Here is a 17,281-nt window from a genome sequence, read left to right on the forward strand (position 1 = left end):
GTGCTGCTGATCAAGTAACTGGCGGACCACCGCCCGGACACGTTCCTGGTTCAGCCAGAACATATCCATACGGGTTAGCTGGCATGTAAGAAGTTCATACCGCTCTGGATCTGAAGGGGCCGCCCGCTATCTGATGTCCCGCATTAACAGGGGAGGCGATATGCGTGTCTGGATACTCGGGCTTATAATGATTTGTCTGCCAGCCGGTCTGGCTGCGCAGGATGCGCGTGCACTGGATCGGCCGAATACGGTCCTGCTGATGCGTCACGCGCTGGCGCCCGGGACGGGCGATCCGGAAAACTTCGTTCTTGGCGATTGCAGCACACAGCGCAATTTGAGCGACGCGGGGCGCGCGCAGGCCCAGAGGATCGGCCAAGCACTGCGCAGTGCCGGCATCATACCCACCCATGTCTTTACCAGCGAGTGGTGCCGCGCCCGGGAAACCGCCGAGTTGCTGAACCTAGGAGAAGTTTCGCCACTGCCTGCACTCAACTCGCATTTCGCGGGGCGAGGGGATCGCGCGGCACAGACGCGCGCCGTTCTGGCCAGGCTGGCCGATCTGCCCGAGGGCGCGCGGCCGATACTCGTCACGCATCAGGTGAATATCAGCGCACTTACGGGCACTTTCGCGCGGTCTGGTGAGATCGTCATGACCGTGCAAAACGAAAACGGCCAGCTCGTGGAAGCTGGCCGTTTCCTGATTGACCCATAAGCGCGGGCGAGATCAGGCCGTCTTCGAGGCCCGCTTGCGCTCGTGTGGGTCAAGATGGCGCTTGCGCAGGCGGATGGCATTGGGCGTGACCTCGACCAATTCGTCATCGTCGATATAGGCGATGGCCTGCTCGAGGCTCATCTCGACGGGAGTTGTCAGGCGCACGGCCTCGTCGGTGCCGGAGGCGCGCACGTTGGTCAGTTTCTTGCCCTTGAGCGGGTTCACCTCGAGATCGTTGTCGCGGCTATGCTCGCCGATGATCATGCCGGTATAGATTTTGGCCTGCGGTCCGATAAACATCTTGCCGCGATCCTCGAGATTCCACAGCGCGTAGGCCACCGACTCGCCATTTTCCATCGAGATCAGCACGCCCGCGCGGCGGCCCGGAATAGGTCCGCGATGGGGCGACCAGCTGTGAAAGACGCGGTTGAGCACACCGGTGCCGCGCGTGTCGGTCAGAAACTCGCCGTGATAGCCGATCAGGCCGCGCGACGGGACATGCGCGATGATGCGCGTCTTGCCGGCGCCCGCGGGCTTCATCTCGGTCAGATCGCCCTTGCGGGGGCCGGTGATCTTTTCGATCACGGCGCCGGAATATTCGTCATCGACGTCGATCGTGACTTCCTCGATCGGCTCCAGACGCTCGCCATTCTCGCCTTCGCGCATGACGACTTTGGGGCGCGAAATGCTCAGCTCAAAGCCTTCGCGGCGCATGTTCTCGATCAGGACGCCCATCTGCAATTCACCGCGGCCCGCCACTTCGAAAGCCTCGCCGCCGGGGGTGTCGGTGACCTTGATGGCAACGTTCGATTCGGCCTCTTTCATCAGGCGGTCGCGAATGACGCGAGACTGCACCTTCTTGCCGTCGCGGCCCGCGAGGGGGCTGTCGTTGATGCCGAAAGTGACGGTGATCGTGGGCGGATCGATGGGCTGCGCGTCCAGCGGCTCGTCCACGGCAAGCGCGCAGATCGTGTCGGCGACGGTTGCCTTTGACATGCCTGCAAGGCTGACGATATCGCCCGCCTGCGCCTCTTCGATGTCTTGGGAAGCCAGACCGCGGAAGGCCTGGATGCGCGTCACGCGAAACTGCTCGATCTTCTGGCCGATGCGGCTGAGGGCCTGCACGGTCGCGCCGACCTTGAGCTTGCCGCTCTCGACGCGGCCCGTCAGGAGGCGGCCCACGAAGGGGTCAGCGCCAAGCGTGGTGGCCAGCATGCGAAAGTCGTCATCCTGCTGCTTGACCTGCTTGGGCGCTGGTACGTGGTCGACGATCAGCTTGAAAAGTGCGCTCAGGTCTTTGCGCGGGCCATCAAGCTCGTGATCGGCCCAGCCGTTGCGGCCCGAAGCGTACATATGCGGGAAATCCAGCTGATCGTCGTCCGCACCAAGGCTGGCGAAGAGGTCAAAGCACTCATCCAGCGCGCGGTCCGGCTCGGCGTCGGGCTTGTCGACCTTGTTCAGCACGACGATGGGGCGCAGGCCGAGCGCGAGCGCCTTGGACGTCACGAATTTGGTCTGGGGCATCGGGCCTTCGGCCGCATCGACCAGCAGGACGACACCGTCGACCATGCTGAGAATACGCTCGACCTCGCCACCGAAATCGGCGTGGCCGGGCGTGTCGACGATATTGATGCGCTTGCCCTTCCACTCGACCGAGGTCGGCTTGGCAAAGATGGTGATGCCGCGCTCGCGCTCCAGATCGTTGCTGTCCATCGCGCGTTCGTCCACGGCCTGGTTGGCCCGGAACGCGCCGGACTGCTTGAGCAATTCGTCGACGAGCGTCGTTTTGCCGTGGTCAACGTGGGCGATGATCGCGATATTGCGAAGGTCCATTTCGTCTCATTCCTTGGGGTTTTTTCAGCGCCCTATAGCCTGCCGGGCCATTTGACCAGAAGAAACGGGCGCGACGGCGGATATCGGCGGGTCTTTGTGGCATGCCGCGCGCTAGAGCCGCAGCATCGTGGGCCCCAGAGATCGACGCGCGGCGCCCGTTCCCAGTTTGAACCGATCCAGACCGGGCGTGCGTGTTGGATTGAGTTTTCCGAGGTCCAGTCGCGCCACGCCAGCCCTGGCCAATGCGCATGATGCGCGCCAAAGCAGCAGGTTATGGGCGCTCAGGTACCGCCCGCGTGCGCCCGTCCAGCCGATATGATACGTCGCGACATCGCCATGCGTCAGCATCAGCATGAAGGCGACCGGCACGCCCGCGTGGTATGCTATGCTCAAAAGGCTGTCATCCGGTGCGATGTCGGCCCACGCTTCGGTAAACTTTGGCGGCAAGCCGGTATAACCCCTTGCGTGCCTTTGTGCGGCCTCGCGGTGCAAAAGGGGGGCATCACAAGAGAGATCCAGAGGGCGCTGCGTGAGAATCAAGTCTTCGGTTTCGGCCCGCGCCAGCCGGTTGCGCCATTTGCCGTGAAGCGCAGCGCGGCGTGCACTCTCGGGGGCGCGCAGATCCAGCTCGGCCATGTCGGCGCCTCGGGCGACACGCAGGCCTGGGGGGGGCGGGCCCGTATCGTGGCTAAGCGCCCAGATTGCGCGAAATGGCGCGTCACGGGGCAAGCCGCGTGTGGCCTTGACGCGCAAATCGGCTGTCAGGCCAGGCAACCAGACCGGGCCGCGCGGCATCCAGGCAATCCTAAGCGGGCCGACGCGGCGCAGATGGATGCGTGCCTGCCCGATCAGCAGATCACCGCTGCGCATTTGGGCTAACGCGGCCTTGCATCCAAGCCGGGCGAGAACGGCAGCATAGGTGCCGCTTTGCTGCAGGGCGGTGCCGGGCAAATCAGGCGCGCACATGCCCTTCAGAGCGAAGGTGGTGCGTATAGCGGGTAAGGGCAAAGGCGAGACGAACATGGGCGCCAGTAAAGGGCGCCCATGGCTAATGTCAGGTTAACGAGTTAGCGCGCGCGCTGATCAGAACGGGATTTCGTCGTCGAAATCGCGCGAAGGGGCGCTACCACCGCCACCGCCGCCGCCAGAGGAGCCGCCGCGGTCGTCGGGGCCGCCGTAGCCGCCATCGTTGCCGCCGCCATATCCGCCGCCGCCCGCGCCGGAATAGCCTCCACCGCCGCTGCCGCCACCACCTTCGCCGCGGCCATCCAGCATGGTCAGCGTCGAGGTATAGGGGCGTAGCACCACTTCGGTCGAATAGCGATCCTGGCCGGATTGGTCCTGCCATTTGCGCGTCTCGAGCTGGCCTTCGATATAGACCTTCGAGCCTTTCTTCAGGTACTGCTCGGCCACGCGGGCCAGCGGCTCGGAAAAGATCGCGACGGAATGCCACTCGGTCCGCTCGCGCCGCTCGCCGGTGCTTTTGTCTTTCCAGGTCTCGGAGGTGGCGATGCGCAGGTTGCACACCTTGCCGCCATTCTGGAACGTGCGCACCTCGGGGTCGCGGCCCAGATTGCCGATGATGATGACTTTGTTAACCGACCCGGCCATGCGCGTCCTCCTGAAGTGAGCTTGGAATTTGACTATGTGTTACATCACCAGATGCCGCGTAACGCCAGCCAAAAATCGAGGCCTTCAGCCCGACCTCCGACAGGCAGCCTGGCCACGAGACTGGAATCCTGAGGCGGAATCGGTTAACTGCGTCCTAATGGGGACAGAAAAGAGATTTCAGCATGAAGACTTTTCTTGGGGCGGCTCTTGCGATCAGCGCATTGGGTATAGCCGGTGCATCGGCCGTGTCGGCGCAGACCATTTCGACAAAAAGCCGCGGTAACCTCTTTAAATCCCAGGTCAGCGTGCTGGATACGCGCGCGGCGTCGCAATACAAGAATTCGGTCCGCCTGCAGCCGACCAAGATCAATACGCCCACGAAATGGGGCGCGGCAAAATCCTATACGGGCAAATATCGCGGCGAATTCCTGAGCATGGCCAAGGAGGCAGCGCGCAAGCACGCCGTCCCCGAGGATCTGTTCCTGCGCCTCGTGCAGCAGGAAAGCGGCTGGAAGCCGACGGCGCTCAGCCACAAGGGGGCGATCGGCCTCGCGCAGTTGATGCCCGGAACGGCCGCCGTGCTGCGGGTCGACCCGCACGATCCGCGCCAGAACCTTGAGGGCGGGGCGCGCTACCTGGCGATGCAGTACCGCGAATTCGGCTCGTGGCGGCTGGCCTTGGCTGCCTATAATGCCGGGCCCGGCGCCGTGAAGAAGTACGGGGATGTGCCGCCTTACAAGGAAACCACCAATTACGTTCGGGTCATCTGGGGCAGCTGACGCGCGCGCTTTTCACTTCGCCCGTGCACGGCGGCGCAGCTCGGACGGGCTGACCCCCGTATGCTGCGCGATGAAGCGCGAGAAATAGGCCGCGCTGCCGAAACCCAATTGCGCCGCGACATGGCGCACTGCGTCATCGCCATCCTCCAGCATTTCACGTGCTGCGTGCAGGGTGCGCTGCACCAGCAGGTCGGCGGCGGTCATGCCGCAACACGCCTTGCAACTGCGCGTAAGATGCGTGGGCGTCACGCCCAGATCACGCGCGTAGGCGGCCATCGGCTGACCCGTTGCGTAATCCTGCTCGACCAGCGCGGCATACGCGGCGGTGAGGCGCTGTGCGGCGGTGGGACGCGGCGGCGCATCCTGGCCGATCAATGCGCGGCGCAGCCAGACGGTGATCATGATGGCCAGCGCCTGCGCGGCCTCGTCCGCGAATGGCCGGCGCTGGTTCTCCTCGCGGGTCATGGCGTCGAGCAGGCCGGTCAGCTCGTTCTGGCTCTGAACCTCGCGGATGCGCAGATGCTCGGGCATATCGGGCATGAGGGCGGGACCGCCCGGAGGGATGAGGCAGACCTGTCCATAACAGGCTGGCGCAACCTCGATGGAAAAGAGTGTGCCCGCCGGGACCGCCAGCGCATTATGTGCGCCGACGCCGCGCCGGATGCCGCCGACCGTGGCGCGCGTTTGCCCGCGCGTAACCCAGATCAAGGCATGATGCGGTTGGCTATGTGGAAGATGCAGCCGCCACGGCGTGCCGCGGGACCATTGTGCAAGCGTCATGAGCTGCGGGACGGCGGTCATCAATCAAGCCTCCCTCGCGGCGTCTGTCAGAATTGTCCAAGTACTGGAGCAAACACCACAGTATTTTTCATGCAATCATCGGCTATTGTAAAGTCTTTACGACAATGCGATGCGCCGCCATCCGCCCATGCGGGCGCGAAACCAAGTGCGCTGCCGCTTGGCGAATTGACGCGTGGCGATCTCCGCCGCCTCGGTCGCGGCAGCCAGTGACGTCTCGCCGCGGACATATGCCGCAAACTCGGGCGCCCCGATGACCTTGGCAGCCTGCCGGTCTGGGGAGTGATGCATGTTCGCGCGCACCTCGTCCAGCGCCCCATCCTCGATCATGGCGTTCAGCCGCCGGGCGATGCGCGCGTTCAGCCAGTCGCGATCCGCATCGAGCAAGAGAGCGTGGGCGTCCTGCAACGGCAGTAGCGGCGGCGGCGTCGCATCTTGCCACGCAGCCAAACCGCGCCCCGTGGCGCGCTGAACCTCCCACGCGCGCTGGACGCGCATCGGGTTTTGCAGATCGATCCGCGCTGTCGTCGCCGGATCGAGTGCGGCGATCATCTGCCCGATCTCTCCGCCCAGCCGCAGCGTGTCCGCCTCTGAGCGGATTTCGGCAGGGGTTTCGGGGATCTCGGCCAGCCCTTCGGTGAGGGCTGTAAAGTATAGGCCGGTGCCGCCAGTGATGATGGGCCGCGAGGCGTCATTCAGCAGCGGTGCGACCTCACGCAACCAATGGCCAACTGAATAGGTGTCGTTCTGCGCGACATGGCCGTAAAGGGCATGGGGCGCGCGGTCCTCCTCCTCGGGCGAAGGGCGCGCGCTGAGAATGCGCCAGCCATCGTAGACCTGCATCGAGTCCGCATTGATCACGGTACCGCCGAGGCGCTCGGCGATAGCGAGGGCCAAAGCACTCTTGCCCGATGCGGTCGGCCCCGCAATCAGCACGGGCCGGTCCGGCGTGATACCGCTCAGGATATCGTCAAGATTGTCGTCATCACCTTGCATGGGCGCCTTCTATCGCGGGCGGGGCGCCCTGGCGAGGGCTCGCCGCCCGTATTTGTGGGGCGGCGCGCTTGCCCCGCGCTTTAAGCGATTGAACATTGCCCTCATTTGCGACATTTTGCGCGCCAGACAACGCCGCACCTTGCCCAGCATTCAAAGACGGAGCCACGCCATGCCCGATAGCGACACCCCCAAGACGACCTTTCGGCGCGTGATGCTGAAAATCTCGGGGGAGGCGCTGATGGGGGACACGGCCTATGGCCTGCACCCCCCAACGGTCGAGCGGATCGCCCGCGAGGTCAAGGTGGTCCACGACATGGGCGTCGAGATCTGCATGGTGATCGGCGGCGGCAACATCTTTCGCGGGTTGCAAGGCTCCGCGCAGGGGATGGAACGTACAACCGCCGACTACATGGGTATGCTGGCGACGGTCATGAACGCGCTGGCCATGCAAAGCGCGCTCGAGACGATCGGCGTCTATTGCCGCGTGATCTCGGCCATCCGCATGGACGAGGTGGCCGAGCCCTATATCCGCCGCCGCGCCGTGCGCCATCTGGAGAAGAAGCGCGTCTGCATTTTCGCCGCGGGCACTGGCAACCCCTATTTCACGACCGATACAGCGGCGACGCTGCGCGCCAATGAGATGGCCTGCGAGGCGATCCTCAAGGGCACCAAGGTGGACGGCGTCTATGACAAGGATCCCGAAAAGCACGACGACGCCGTGCGTTATGACCGCATCACCTATGATGACGTTTTGCAAAAGCACCTGAAGGTCATGGATGCCAGCGCGATTGCGCTCGCGCGGGACAACAACTTGCCGATCATCGTCTTTTCGCTGGACGAGCCGGGGGGCTTCAAGGGCATCCTTGCGGGTGAGGGCACATACACCAAGGTTCACGCCTGAGAAGGCGCGGGGCGCGCGCAGGCATCACCGCATGCCGGGCAGGGCGCCCGAATACTCAAGCCAAGAGGATAGAGCACAATGGCCGAAGACTTTGAAATCGACACCGCCGATCTGGAGCGGCGCATGGAAGGGGCGATCGCCTCGCTGCGTGTGGAGTTCTCATCGCTGCGCACCGGCCGCGCCAGCGCATCCCTGCTCGAGCCCGTAATGGTCGATGCCTATGGGCAGATGACACCGATCAATCAAGTTGGCACCGTCAACGTGCCCGAGCCGCGCATGGTGACGATCAACGTCTGGGACAAGGGCCTGGTCAACAAGGTCGAGAAAGCCATCCGTAACAGTGGCCTCGGTATCAATCCGCAGATGAATGGCACGATCATCATGCTGCCCATCCCCGAACTGAACGAAGAGCGCCGCCGCGATCTGACCAAAGTGGCTTCGACCTACGCCGAAAACGCGCGCGTTGCGATCCGCAACGTGCGCCGCGATGGCATGGATCAGATCAAGAAGGCCAAGAACGACGGCATGTCCGAGGATGACCAGAAATTCTGGGAAACCGAGGTTCAGGACCTGACAAACAAGTTCATCGGCCGCGTGGATGAAACGCTCGAGACGAAGCAGGCGGAGATCATGCAGGTCTGATGTTCAAGGGCAGGGGCAGCAAGGACGCCGGGACTTCTGTCCCGGACGCCGCGGCCCAGGAGGCCCAAGGACCAGGTCCGCGCCATGTGGCCGTGATCATGGACGGCAATGGCCGCTGGGCGCAGGCGCGCGGGCGCCCCCGTCTTTTCGGCCATCATGCCGGCGCCAAGCGCGTGCGTGAGATCGTGAATTCCTGCCCCGATCTTGGCGTCAAATATCTGACGATTTTTGCGTTCTCCACGGAAAATTGGAAACGGACCCAAACCGAGGTTTCGGGCCTGATGAGTCTGTTTCGGCGCTACATCTCCAAAGAAGCGCGCGCGCTGCGGGATGAAAACGTACGCGTGCGTTTCATTGGAGATCGTCTGCGCCTCGATGCCAAGCTGGTTGCGCTGATGGACGAGCTGGAAGAGATGACCTGCGAGAATGATCTGGTGCATCTGACCATCGCGATCAACTACGGCAGCCGCGACGAGGTAAGCCGCGCGATAAAGGAACTGGCAGGCGACGTGGCCGAAGGCCGTTTGGCGCCTTCGGAAGTTGATGAAGAAACCCTGACAAAATACTTGGACACACGGGTTCTGCCGGATCCTGACCTTGTCATCCGCACCTCTGGCGAGGCGCGAATTTCAAACTTTTTGCTGTGGCAATCGGCTTATGCCGAATATGAATTCGTGGACACGCTCTGGCCTGATTTCACCCGCGATATCTTTGGCCGCATCGTGGGCGCTTATGGCGGGCGCGAGCGGCGCTATGGAGGAACGCGGGCATGAGCCGCACGGAACGCTGGGGCGACTTGAACGTCCGTTTGATCTCGGCCGCTGTGATGATCGCGATCGGCCTGGTCGAAGTCTGGCTGGGCGGCGCGCCCTTCATGGTGGCCGTCTGGGTTTTGGGCGGCGCCATGATATGGGAGCTGTCGCGCATGCTGGGGGGGCGTGCCTGGGCGCCGGGCATGGGCGTGATCGCCGCTGTGGCGCTGGGTCTGGCCTGGATCCTGCCGGTCTGGCTTGCGCTGCCAGGCCTCATCGCGGTTGCCTGTTTTGGCGCGTGGCAGATCGCGTCGCGCCGCATCCTCTTTGGCTTTTTCGCGGGTGCGACATTGCTGGCTTGCCATGCGGCGGTCCTTTTGCGGATCGAAGCGGGCATGGGTTGGCTTTTGTGGGTGGTCTGCGTCGTGGTGGCAACGGATGTGGCTGGCTACATGGCCGGTCGCGCCCTTGGCGGCCCGAAATTCTGGCCTGCCATCAGCCCGAAGAAGACGTGGAGCGGAACGGTTGCAGGATGGATGGCCGCCGCGGTGACGGGCCTCATCTTTGGCTACGCGCTTGGCGTTGGCGCGCAGCTCATGGTGCTGTCGATCCCGCTATCGCTCGCCGGCCAGGCGGGCGACGTCTGGGAAAGCTGGATCAAGCGGCGTGTTGGCGTCAAGGACAGCTCGAACCTGATCCCCGGCCACGGCGGCGTTCTGGACCGGTTCGACGCCATGCTGGGGGCCACGTTGCTGACCGGAGTCCTTTGGCTTTTCGGGCTGCTGCCGGGGCTGTCCTTGGGGCTTTCATGAGGCGCGTCACGATCCTTGGGGCCACGGGCTCCATCGGGCAGAACACGCTCGATCTGATCCGGCGCACGCCGGAGGCCTATCAGGTAGTGGCTCTGACAGGCGGGCAGAATATAGCGCAACTGGCGCAGGACGCATGTGAGTTCGGGGCCGAGCTTGCCGTAACCGCCGATCGGGCCCGGCTGAGTGATCTGCGCGCCGCGCTTGACGGCAGCGGCATTGCCGCCGCCGCCGGCCCGGAGGCGCTGATCGAGGCGGCGGCACGTCCCGCCGATTGGGTCATGTCGGCAATCGTCGGCGTCGCCGGATTGGCACCGGGTCTGGCCGCGCTGGGGCAGGGGGCCACGCTTGCACTGGCCAACAAGGAATCGCTGGTGACGGCGGGGCCGCTGATGCTTGCGACCGCGGCCAAGCATGATGCCACGATCCTGCCGGTCGACAGCGAGCATTCGGCGATCTTTCAGGCGCTTGTCGGCGAGGATCGCGGCGCGGTCGAGCGCGTGGTGATCACGGCCTCGGGTGGCGCGTTTCGCGATCGGCCCCTCAGCGATTTGGCCCATGTCACGGTGGCCGAGGCATCGACCCATCCCAATTGGGACATGGGCCAACGCATCACCATAGACTCGGCGTCGATGTTCAACAAAGCACTGGAGGTCATTGAGGCCAAAGAGTTTTTTTGCCTCACGCCCGATCAGATCGAGGTGCTGGTGCATCCGCAATCCACCATTCACGCGCTGGTCGGCTTTGTCGACGGCGCGCTGATGGCGCATGTCGGCCCGCCGGATATGCGCCACGCCATCGGTTATGCGCTGAATTGGCCCGCGCGCCGCGCGCTGCCGGTTGAACGGTTGGACCTTGCCGCGCTTGGCCGGCTTGATTTTCATCACCCCGATCCCGCGCGCTATCCGGCGCTGGCGCTGGCACGGCAGGTCATGGAGGCGGGCGGGCATAGCGGCGCCGTCTTCAACGCCGCCAAAGAGCGTGCGCTGGATCACTTCATCGCGGGCCGTATCGGTTTTGCCGCGATGAGCGATCTGGTCGCGCGGTGCCTCGAAGAGGTCGGAGGCGTGAGCGGTCAGGGATGCGACACGATCACGCTTGAAAGCGTCGGGCGCTGGGACCACCTTACACGCCACCATATCGACCGCATCGTTTCCGCCTGAGGGCGCGCGGGCGGATCCGCACTGACAGAATAGGATATTCTTTGGATTTTTCGGCAGTTCTTCCGCAATTCGGCAGTTTCATCGGCGTGATGGCCGCTTTCGTCGTGGCCTTGTCGGTCATCGTTGCGATCCATGAATACGGCCACTACATCGTCGGGCGCTGGTCCGGGATCAAGGCCGAGGTTTTCTCGCTCGGTTTCGGTCCCGTTCTTTTCTCGCGGGTCGACAAACACGGCACGCGGTGGCAATTGGCGGCGCTGCCCTTCGGCGGATACGTCAAATTTCTGGGTGATGCGGATGCGGCCAGTGGCAAGGACACGGATGCCATGGCCGCCACTCCGCCCGAGCGGCTGCGCCAAACCATGCATGGCGCGCCTCTTTGGGCGCGGACGGCGACGGTGGCAGCGGGCCCGATCTTCAACTTTGCCCTCTCTATCCTGATTTTTGCGGGCGTGATGATGTTCCAGGGCAAGATGGCAGAACCGCTGGAAATTGGCGCACTCAAGCCTTTGCCTGCGCAGGGAATCGAGTTGCAGCCGGGCGATACGGTGCTGGACGTCGCGGGTGCGGATGTGCCCGGTTACGACGATCGTGGTGCATTCGATGCCTTCTCAAACGCGCTGCCGGACCGGGATGTGATGGAGTACCGCGTCGAGCGGGACGGGATCGAGACGACAGCCCTCGGACCCCATCCCTTGCCGCCCATCGTCACCCAGTTGGCGCCGCAATCCGCGGCCTTCCGCGCGGGCATGCAGGCGGGCGATGTCATCACTGCCGTCAATGGGGATGCGATCTCGTCTTTCACGCAGCTCAAGAATATCGTCGAGGCATCGAACGGGGCGCCGCTCGCCCTGGATGTGTGGCGCGAGGGCGAGACGCTTGAGCTGGAGTTGACGCCGCGCCGCACGGACGAGCCGCGGGCGGATGGCGGCTTTGCCACAGTCTGGCGTATCGGTATTGCGGGCGGATGGTCCTTCGAGCCGGGGACCGAGCGGATGGGGGCGGTCGATGCCACGCTGGCGGGCGTGCAGCAGACATACGCGGTCGCCGCCAATTCGCTTTCGGGTCTATATCACATGGTCACGGGCGCGATCAGCAGTTGCAATATGTCGGGGCCCATCGGCATCGCGCAGGCCTCGGGCGCGATGGCAAGCCAAGGGCCCGAGAACTTCATCTGGTTTATTGCCGTGCTGTCGACTGCTGTGGGTCTTCTCAATCTGTTTCCCGTGCCGGTCCTAGATGGCGGTCACCTGGTCTTTTATGCCTACGAAGCCGTTGCGGGCAAACCGCCAAGTGACGGTGCGCTCAGAGTGATGATGACCATCGGTTTGACGCTGATCCTTGGCCTTATGGTGTTCGCGCTCTTTAATGATATCTGGTGTCCGTAATTCCCAAGGACTGAACCCTGGAGGCGCGCCAAATGTGGCGTGCCTCGCGAAATGCCTCAATTTCGCCCTATTGCTGCGCCGAATCGTGCCGCAATGCTCTGCCATACCTCTGCCAATACACCCCGTCGGACGGGGGTTGCTTGCATGCCGGAGGAGCAGACAGATGCAGAACATCAGCGGTTACAAAGGCATCGGCCTTTTCATCGACCTCAATCTCGATCGCTTCTTGATGCCAGCTGCAATCGCGACGGCGCTTTTCGTGTCGGCTTTTTTCGCATCCTTCTGAACCCGGCGATACAGATTGCGTGTCCGCTGTCCCGTGACACCGGCGGTCTGCGATCCTTTTCATGCCATACGCACCGGCAAGCGGCTCGCTTGCGCGATGGGCTGAATGGCATTTTGACAAGCCCTGCCTGACCCGTTACTGACTTTGTCACTGGGGTATTGGACTGGGTGCTTAGATGACATTGCTGACCTTTTCGCGCGCGGTGCGCCGCCTGATGACCTCCATCGCAGGAGGCGCGCGCGGATTGTTGAAGAGAAGCCGGTTGCATCCCTCGAAGGACCGTGCGTCTGCGTCAATAATGGCTTGCACAGCCCTGGTTTGCGTTGGTTTTCTGACGATCCCGTCAGCGGTCGAGGCGCAGAACTATCGGTTCAATAATGTCGCCATCGAAGGCAATCAGCGGATCGAGGCTGGGACCATCCTGACCTACGCGGGAATCGGCCGCGGCGAGACGGTATCGGCGGGCGAGTTGAACGAGGCGTATCAGCGCATTCTGAATAGCGGTCTTTTCGAGGATGTGTCGATCAACCCGCGGGGCAGCACGCTGGAAATCCGCGTCATCGAATTTCCCACGATCAGCAAGATCGCCTTTGAGGGCAATACGCGCATCGACGATGATGACCTCTTCGGCCAGATCGAGAGCGCCCCTCGCCAAGTGTACAACCCCGCGAAGGCCGAGCGTGATGTCGCCGTGATCGTGGACGCCTATGCGCAATCGGGCCGCAGCGCCGCGCGGGTGAGCCCCAAGGTTATCCGCCGCAGCGACAACCGCGTCGATCTGGTCTTCGAAATTTTCGAGGGCAAGAAGATCGAGGTGCAACGCCTCAGCTTTGTCGGCAACCGGGCCTACTCGGATCGTCGTCTGCGCCGTGTCGTGGACAGCAAACAGGCTGGCCTTTTCCGCGCGCTGGTCAATCGCGATACGTTTGTTCAGGACCGTATCGAGTTCGACAAACAGCTTTTGGCGGATTTCTATGCCGCGCGCGGCTATGTCGACTTCCGCGTGACCGGCACCAATGCCGAGCTTGCGCGCGAGCGTGACACCTATTTCGTGACCTTCAACATCGAGGAAGGTCAGCAGTTTTCCTTTGGGCGCATCACCACGGTCAGCGAGCTGCCGAATGCGGAGGCCGCCGAGTATCAAGATGCGCTGCGCATCAAACCAGGCGAGATCTATACCCCCACCAAGGTCGAGAATTCGATCGCCAGGATGGAGCGCCTTGGCGTGCGCAACGGAGTCGATTTCCTCCGCGTCGAGCCGCGCATTACACGCAATGATCGGGATCTGACGCTGGACGTTGAATTCGCACTGGTGCGCGGCCCGCGTGTCTTTGTCGAACGTATCGATATCGAGGGCAACACAACCACGCTCGACCGTGTGATCCGCCGCCAGTTTGATACTGTCGAGGGTGACCCGTTCAACCCGCGCGAAATCCGCGAGGCCGCCGAGCGGATCCGTGCGCTCGATTTCTTCGAGACGGCCGAAGTGGACGCGCGCGAAGGCTCCACCCCCGATCAGGTTGTCGTCGATGTGGATGTTGAGGAAAAAAGCACCGGATCGCTCTCTTTTGGTGCGTCTTATTCCACAAGCAGCGGCGTCGGTTTCTCCATCGGCTTTACCGAGCGCAACTTCCTTGGACGCGGTCAGCGTCTTGCCGCGCAGATTGCGGCCAGCGCCGATCAGGCCAACTATAATCTTAGCTTTGTCGAGCCAGCCTTTCTTGGCCGCGACGTGGCATTCGGCCTCGATTTCTCGTTGATCGATACGGATGCGGATTTCTCGTTCTATGATACGACCATCGGTGCGTTCCGCCCCAGCCTGACCTTCCCAGTCAGCGAAAATGGCCGTCTTTCGCTGCTGTATAGTGCTGCCTACAAGGACATGAGCAACTACACCGGCACATCGGGCATCCTTGCAACCGAGGTGGCGCGCGGTGACGAATGGGCCAGCGGTTTGGGCTATGAATATACTTATGATACCCGTCGCACCGGCCTGAACCCGAATGCGGGCGTCCTATTGGCCTTTGGTCAGGAATTCTACGGGCTGGGCGGCGATCAGGAATATATCAAAACTTCAGCCCGCGCCATTGCCCAAACCCGCGTTCTGAACGAAGAGCTGACCTTGCGCGCGACATTGGAAGGCGGCGCGCTTAATTTCCTCGGCAGTGACGACAGCCGTGCGGTTGACCGGTATTCCGGCCAGATCATTCGTGGCTTCGAGCCGAACGGGATCGGCCCGACCGAGTCGCTTGAGCAGTTGGGCGGTAACTATTTTGCCGCGCTCAAGTTCGACGCCGAGTTCCCGCTGGGCCTGCCCGAAGAATACGGCATCACCGGCGGCGCCTTTTACGATATTGGCGCACTCTGGGACGTGGATACGACCGGCGCAACGGGCCCTCTGGCCTCGACAAGCTTCAACACACGTCAGGCCATTGGCCTGTCGGTGATCTGGCAATCCCCGTTTGGCCCGTTGCGCTTCAACTTCTCGCATGCGTTGCAAAAAGAGCCGGGCGACAAGACCCAGGCCTTCGACTTGTCCATCGCTTCGACATTCTGATGCGGCCGCGCGGCCTGACGATTGTGCGGAAAAAGGGGCGTTGGTCCGCTACAAGAACTGCCCGGATCAGCGCCGCGTTGTCCGTCTGTGCCGCATTGATGCAAGCTGTGCCGAACGCGGCGCAGGGCCAGGATGTGGGCGCGGTCCAAAGCGAGATCCTCGTGCTTGATCCTGACCGGCTTTTTGCGGACTCGCTGGTGGGTCAGCGCCTGACCAGTCAGTATCAGGCAGAGCGCGACGCACTGATCGCCAACAATCGCGAGATCGAAGCCGAACTGCGCGCCGAAGAGCAGGCGCTGACAGATGCGCGCAAGACCATGACCGCCGCCGAGTTTCGCGCCGAGGCAGACGCGTTCGACGCCAAGGTGCGCTCTATCCGGGCTGAAAATGATCGCAAGGCCCGCGATCTGGAGCGCGGGCGCGAGATTGCGCCCTTGTCACTGATGCGCGTGGCCGAGCCGATCCTGGTGCAGGTCATGCGCGACACGGGCGGCAAGATCATCCTCGACAATCGTCAGGTGCTCTTGCGCGCGGATGTGATCGACATCACGGATCTTGCCATCGCGCGTATCGATGCGCAGATCGGCGATGGGTCGGGCGTCATGCCCGATAGCACAGCGCCTGAAACGCCTGAACCAGAGGCCGAGCCATCCACCGGGGAGGGCGCCGCGCCGCCCGCCGCCGATGCCGAGTGAGGCGCTGGCGCGCTGCTTGCTCCGTCCGGAGCGACTTGCTAAAGCATGCCTTCGAAACGCCCGGGACGCCGCGTATCTGCGGCGCGTGAAAGGACATCAATGACCCAGCCGCTTGCCTCTGCCGACATCCACATGATCCAGCGGCTGATCCCGCATCGCTATCCGTTTCTGCTGATCGACAAGGTGCGCGACATCGACGGGTATCAATCGGCGGTCGGCATCAAGAACGTCACCATGAACGAGCCGCATTTTCAGGGTCATTTTCCGTCCAAGCCGATCATGCCGGGCGTGACCATCGTAGAGGCGATGGCGCAGACGGCAGCGGTGATGGTGGGCACTGCGCTCGAGATGCAGGACAAGAACATGCTGGTCTATTTCATGGCCATCGACAAATGCAAGTTCCGCCGCATGGTCGTGCCCGGCGATGTTCTGGAGATGCACCTCACCACGCAGCGCGGGAAGCCGGGTGGCAAAGTCTGGAAATTCGCGGGCGTGGCCAGCGTGGACGGCGAAATGGCCTGTGAGGCAGAATTCACCGCCATGATGGATTTGGGCGCCGCATGAGCCAGAGCGACATCCATCCCAGTGCGGTGATCGAGCCGGGCGCGAAGATCGGCGCTGGCTGCTCCATTGGTCCGTTTTGCCATATCGGTCCCGAGGTGGTGCTGGGCGATGGCTGCGTTTTGCACAGCCATGTGGTGATCAAGGGCGATACGGTGATCGGTCCTGGCGGTACGATCTTTTCCTTCGCCTGCGTCGGCGAGATCCCTCAGGATCTGAAATTTCAGGGGGAAAAGACGCGCCTCGAGATTGGCGCGCGCGCGCGTATTCGCGAGCATGTGACGATCAACACCGGCACTTCGGGCGGCGGCGCGCTGACGAAGGTGGGCGACGACTGCCTGCTCATGGCTGGCTGCCATGTGGCGCATGACGTCATGATCGGCGACCGCGTGATCATCGTGAACAACGCGGCACTGGCGGGCCATGCGATCATCGAGGATGACGTGATCATCGGCGGTCTGTCGGGCGTGCATCAATTCGTGCGCATCGGCCGCGGCGCGATCATTGGCGCCGTAACGATGGTGACGAATGACGTCATTCCCTACGGCCTGGTTCAGGCGCCGCGCGGTGTGCTTGACGGGCTGAACCTCGTCGGGCTCAAGCGGCGCGGTGTGGGCCGTTCGGACATCACCGCCCTGCGCGCCGCGTTCCAGATGCTGGCCCAAGGCGAGGGCACCTTTCAGGAGCGCGCCCGCCGGATGGGTGCGGAGAGCGACAGCGAATACGTCGCGCGCATCGTTGAATTCGTGACTGCTGCCAGCGACCGGTCCTTCCTCACGCCGGGCCAGGGCTAAGCCG

The 17,281-nt window shown here is 63.0% G+C and carries 18 protein-coding genes; 13 read left to right on the plus strand and 5 right to left on the minus strand.

Annotation, left to right across the window (positions count from 1 at the left end):
* Positions 1-160: 160 nt before the first annotated feature.
* On the plus strand, positions 161-712 hold the full coding sequence (locus tag BW975_RS15220) for a histidine phosphatase family protein (protein ID WP_076535151.1): 552 nt from the start codon (positions 161-163) through the stop codon (positions 710-712).
* 12 nt (positions 713-724) lie between these two features.
* Here BW975_RS15220 and typA read toward each other — a convergent pair whose 3' ends face one another.
* The 3 genes from typA to ssb all read right to left on the minus strand — a co-directional run bounded on the left by typA (position 725) and on the right by ssb (position 4,156).
* Positions 725-2,545, minus strand: a complete 1,821-nt coding sequence (gene typA / locus BW975_RS15225) for a translational GTPase TypA (RefSeq protein ID WP_076535152.1) — start codon at positions 2,543-2,545, stop codon at positions 725-727.
* A gap of 111 nt (positions 2,546-2,656) precedes the next feature.
* Complete coding sequence (locus BW975_RS15230; RefSeq protein WP_170846585.1) at positions 2,657-3,415, minus strand: GNAT family N-acetyltransferase; 759 nt, start codon at positions 3,413-3,415, stop codon at positions 2,657-2,659.
* 213 nt (positions 3,416-3,628) lie between these two features.
* On the minus strand, positions 3,629-4,156 hold the full coding sequence (ssb, locus tag BW975_RS15235) for a single-stranded DNA-binding protein (protein ID WP_076535154.1): 528 nt from the start codon (positions 4,154-4,156) through the stop codon (positions 3,629-3,631).
* 182 nt (positions 4,157-4,338) lie between these two features.
* On the opposite strand from ssb, the gene BW975_RS15240 reads away from it, so the two are divergent.
* Entirely contained in the window at positions 4,339-4,935 is a 597-nt protein-coding gene (locus BW975_RS15240) for a lytic transglycosylase domain-containing protein (RefSeq protein WP_083687136.1), read from the plus strand.
* Between the two features lie 12 nt (positions 4,936-4,947).
* Here the strand turns inward: BW975_RS15240 and BW975_RS15245 are convergent, their stop codons facing one another.
* A complete protein-coding gene (locus tag BW975_RS15245) occupies positions 4,948-5,736 on the minus strand; it encodes an AraC family transcriptional regulator (protein ID WP_076535155.1) in 789 nt (262 codons plus the stop codon).
* Positions 5,737-5,832: 96 nt separating this feature from the next.
* The gene (gene miaA / locus BW975_RS15250) at positions 5,833-6,729 is read right to left on the minus strand and encodes a tRNA (adenosine(37)-N6)-dimethylallyltransferase MiaA (RefSeq protein WP_076535156.1); all 897 of its coding nucleotides are present in this window, start codon (positions 6,727-6,729) and stop codon (positions 5,833-5,835) included.
* A 169-nt stretch (positions 6,730-6,898) separates the two neighbouring features.
* Here miaA and pyrH point away from each other — a divergent pair, with 169 nt between their 5' ends.
* The 11 genes from pyrH to lpxA all read left to right on the plus strand — a co-directional run bounded on the left by pyrH (position 6,899) and on the right by lpxA (position 17,277).
* Positions 6,899-7,630 (plus strand): UMP kinase, encoded by a 732-nt coding sequence (pyrH, locus tag BW975_RS15255; protein ID WP_092746239.1) that lies wholly within the window; start codon positions 6,899-6,901, stop codon positions 7,628-7,630.
* 78 nt (positions 7,631-7,708) lie between these two features.
* Positions 7,709-8,272 (plus strand): ribosome recycling factor, encoded by a 564-nt coding sequence (gene frr / locus BW975_RS15260; protein ID WP_076535157.1) that lies wholly within the window; start codon positions 7,709-7,711, stop codon positions 8,270-8,272.
* On the plus strand, positions 8,272-9,045 hold the full coding sequence (uppS, locus tag BW975_RS15265; protein ID WP_076535158.1) for a polyprenyl diphosphate synthase: 774 nt from the start codon (positions 8,272-8,274) through the stop codon (positions 9,043-9,045). The genes frr and uppS overlap by 1 nt, the downstream gene beginning before the upstream one ends.
* Positions 9,042-9,836 (plus strand): phosphatidate cytidylyltransferase, encoded by a 795-nt coding sequence (locus BW975_RS15270; RefSeq protein ID WP_076535159.1) that lies wholly within the window; start codon positions 9,042-9,044, stop codon positions 9,834-9,836. Before uppS ends, BW975_RS15270 begins: the two co-directional genes overlap by 4 nt.
* The gene (dxr, locus tag BW975_RS15275) at positions 9,833-10,996 is read left to right on the plus strand and encodes a 1-deoxy-D-xylulose-5-phosphate reductoisomerase (protein WP_076535160.1); all 1,164 of its coding nucleotides are present in this window, start codon (positions 9,833-9,835) and stop codon (positions 10,994-10,996) included. The genes BW975_RS15270 and dxr overlap by 4 nt, the downstream gene beginning before the upstream one ends.
* A 41-nt stretch (positions 10,997-11,037) precedes the next feature.
* Complete coding sequence (rseP, locus tag BW975_RS15280; protein WP_076535161.1) at positions 11,038-12,384, plus strand: RIP metalloprotease RseP; 1,347 nt, start codon at positions 11,038-11,040, stop codon at positions 12,382-12,384.
* A gap of 163 nt (positions 12,385-12,547) precedes the next feature.
* A complete protein-coding gene (locus BW975_RS18385; RefSeq protein WP_272482027.1) occupies positions 12,548-12,670 on the plus strand; it encodes a hypothetical protein in 123 nt (40 codons plus the stop codon).
* Positions 12,671-12,968: 298 nt separating this feature from the next.
* On the plus strand, positions 12,969-15,227 hold the full coding sequence (gene bamA / locus BW975_RS15285) for an outer membrane protein assembly factor BamA (protein WP_244512577.1): 2,259 nt from the start codon (positions 12,969-12,971) through the stop codon (positions 15,225-15,227).
* 98 nt (positions 15,228-15,325) lie between these two features.
* Positions 15,326-15,922, plus strand: coding sequence for an OmpH/Skp family outer membrane protein (locus BW975_RS15290; RefSeq protein ID WP_076535162.1), 597 nt, complete (start codon positions 15,326-15,328; stop codon positions 15,920-15,922).
* A 99-nt stretch (positions 15,923-16,021) separates the two neighbouring features.
* Positions 16,022-16,486, plus strand: coding sequence for a 3-hydroxyacyl-ACP dehydratase FabZ (gene fabZ / locus BW975_RS15295; protein ID WP_076535163.1), 465 nt, complete (start codon positions 16,022-16,024; stop codon positions 16,484-16,486).
* Positions 16,483-17,277, plus strand: coding sequence for an acyl-ACP--UDP-N-acetylglucosamine O-acyltransferase (lpxA, locus tag BW975_RS15300; protein WP_076535164.1), 795 nt, complete (start codon positions 16,483-16,485; stop codon positions 17,275-17,277). The genes fabZ and lpxA overlap by 4 nt, the downstream gene beginning before the upstream one ends.
* Positions 17,278-17,281: the final 4 nt, after the last annotated feature.

This window comes from Roseovarius nanhaiticus, from assembly GCF_900156535.1.
Taxonomy (GTDB): domain Bacteria; phylum Pseudomonadota; class Alphaproteobacteria; order Rhodobacterales; family Rhodobacteraceae; genus Roseovarius; species Roseovarius nanhaiticus.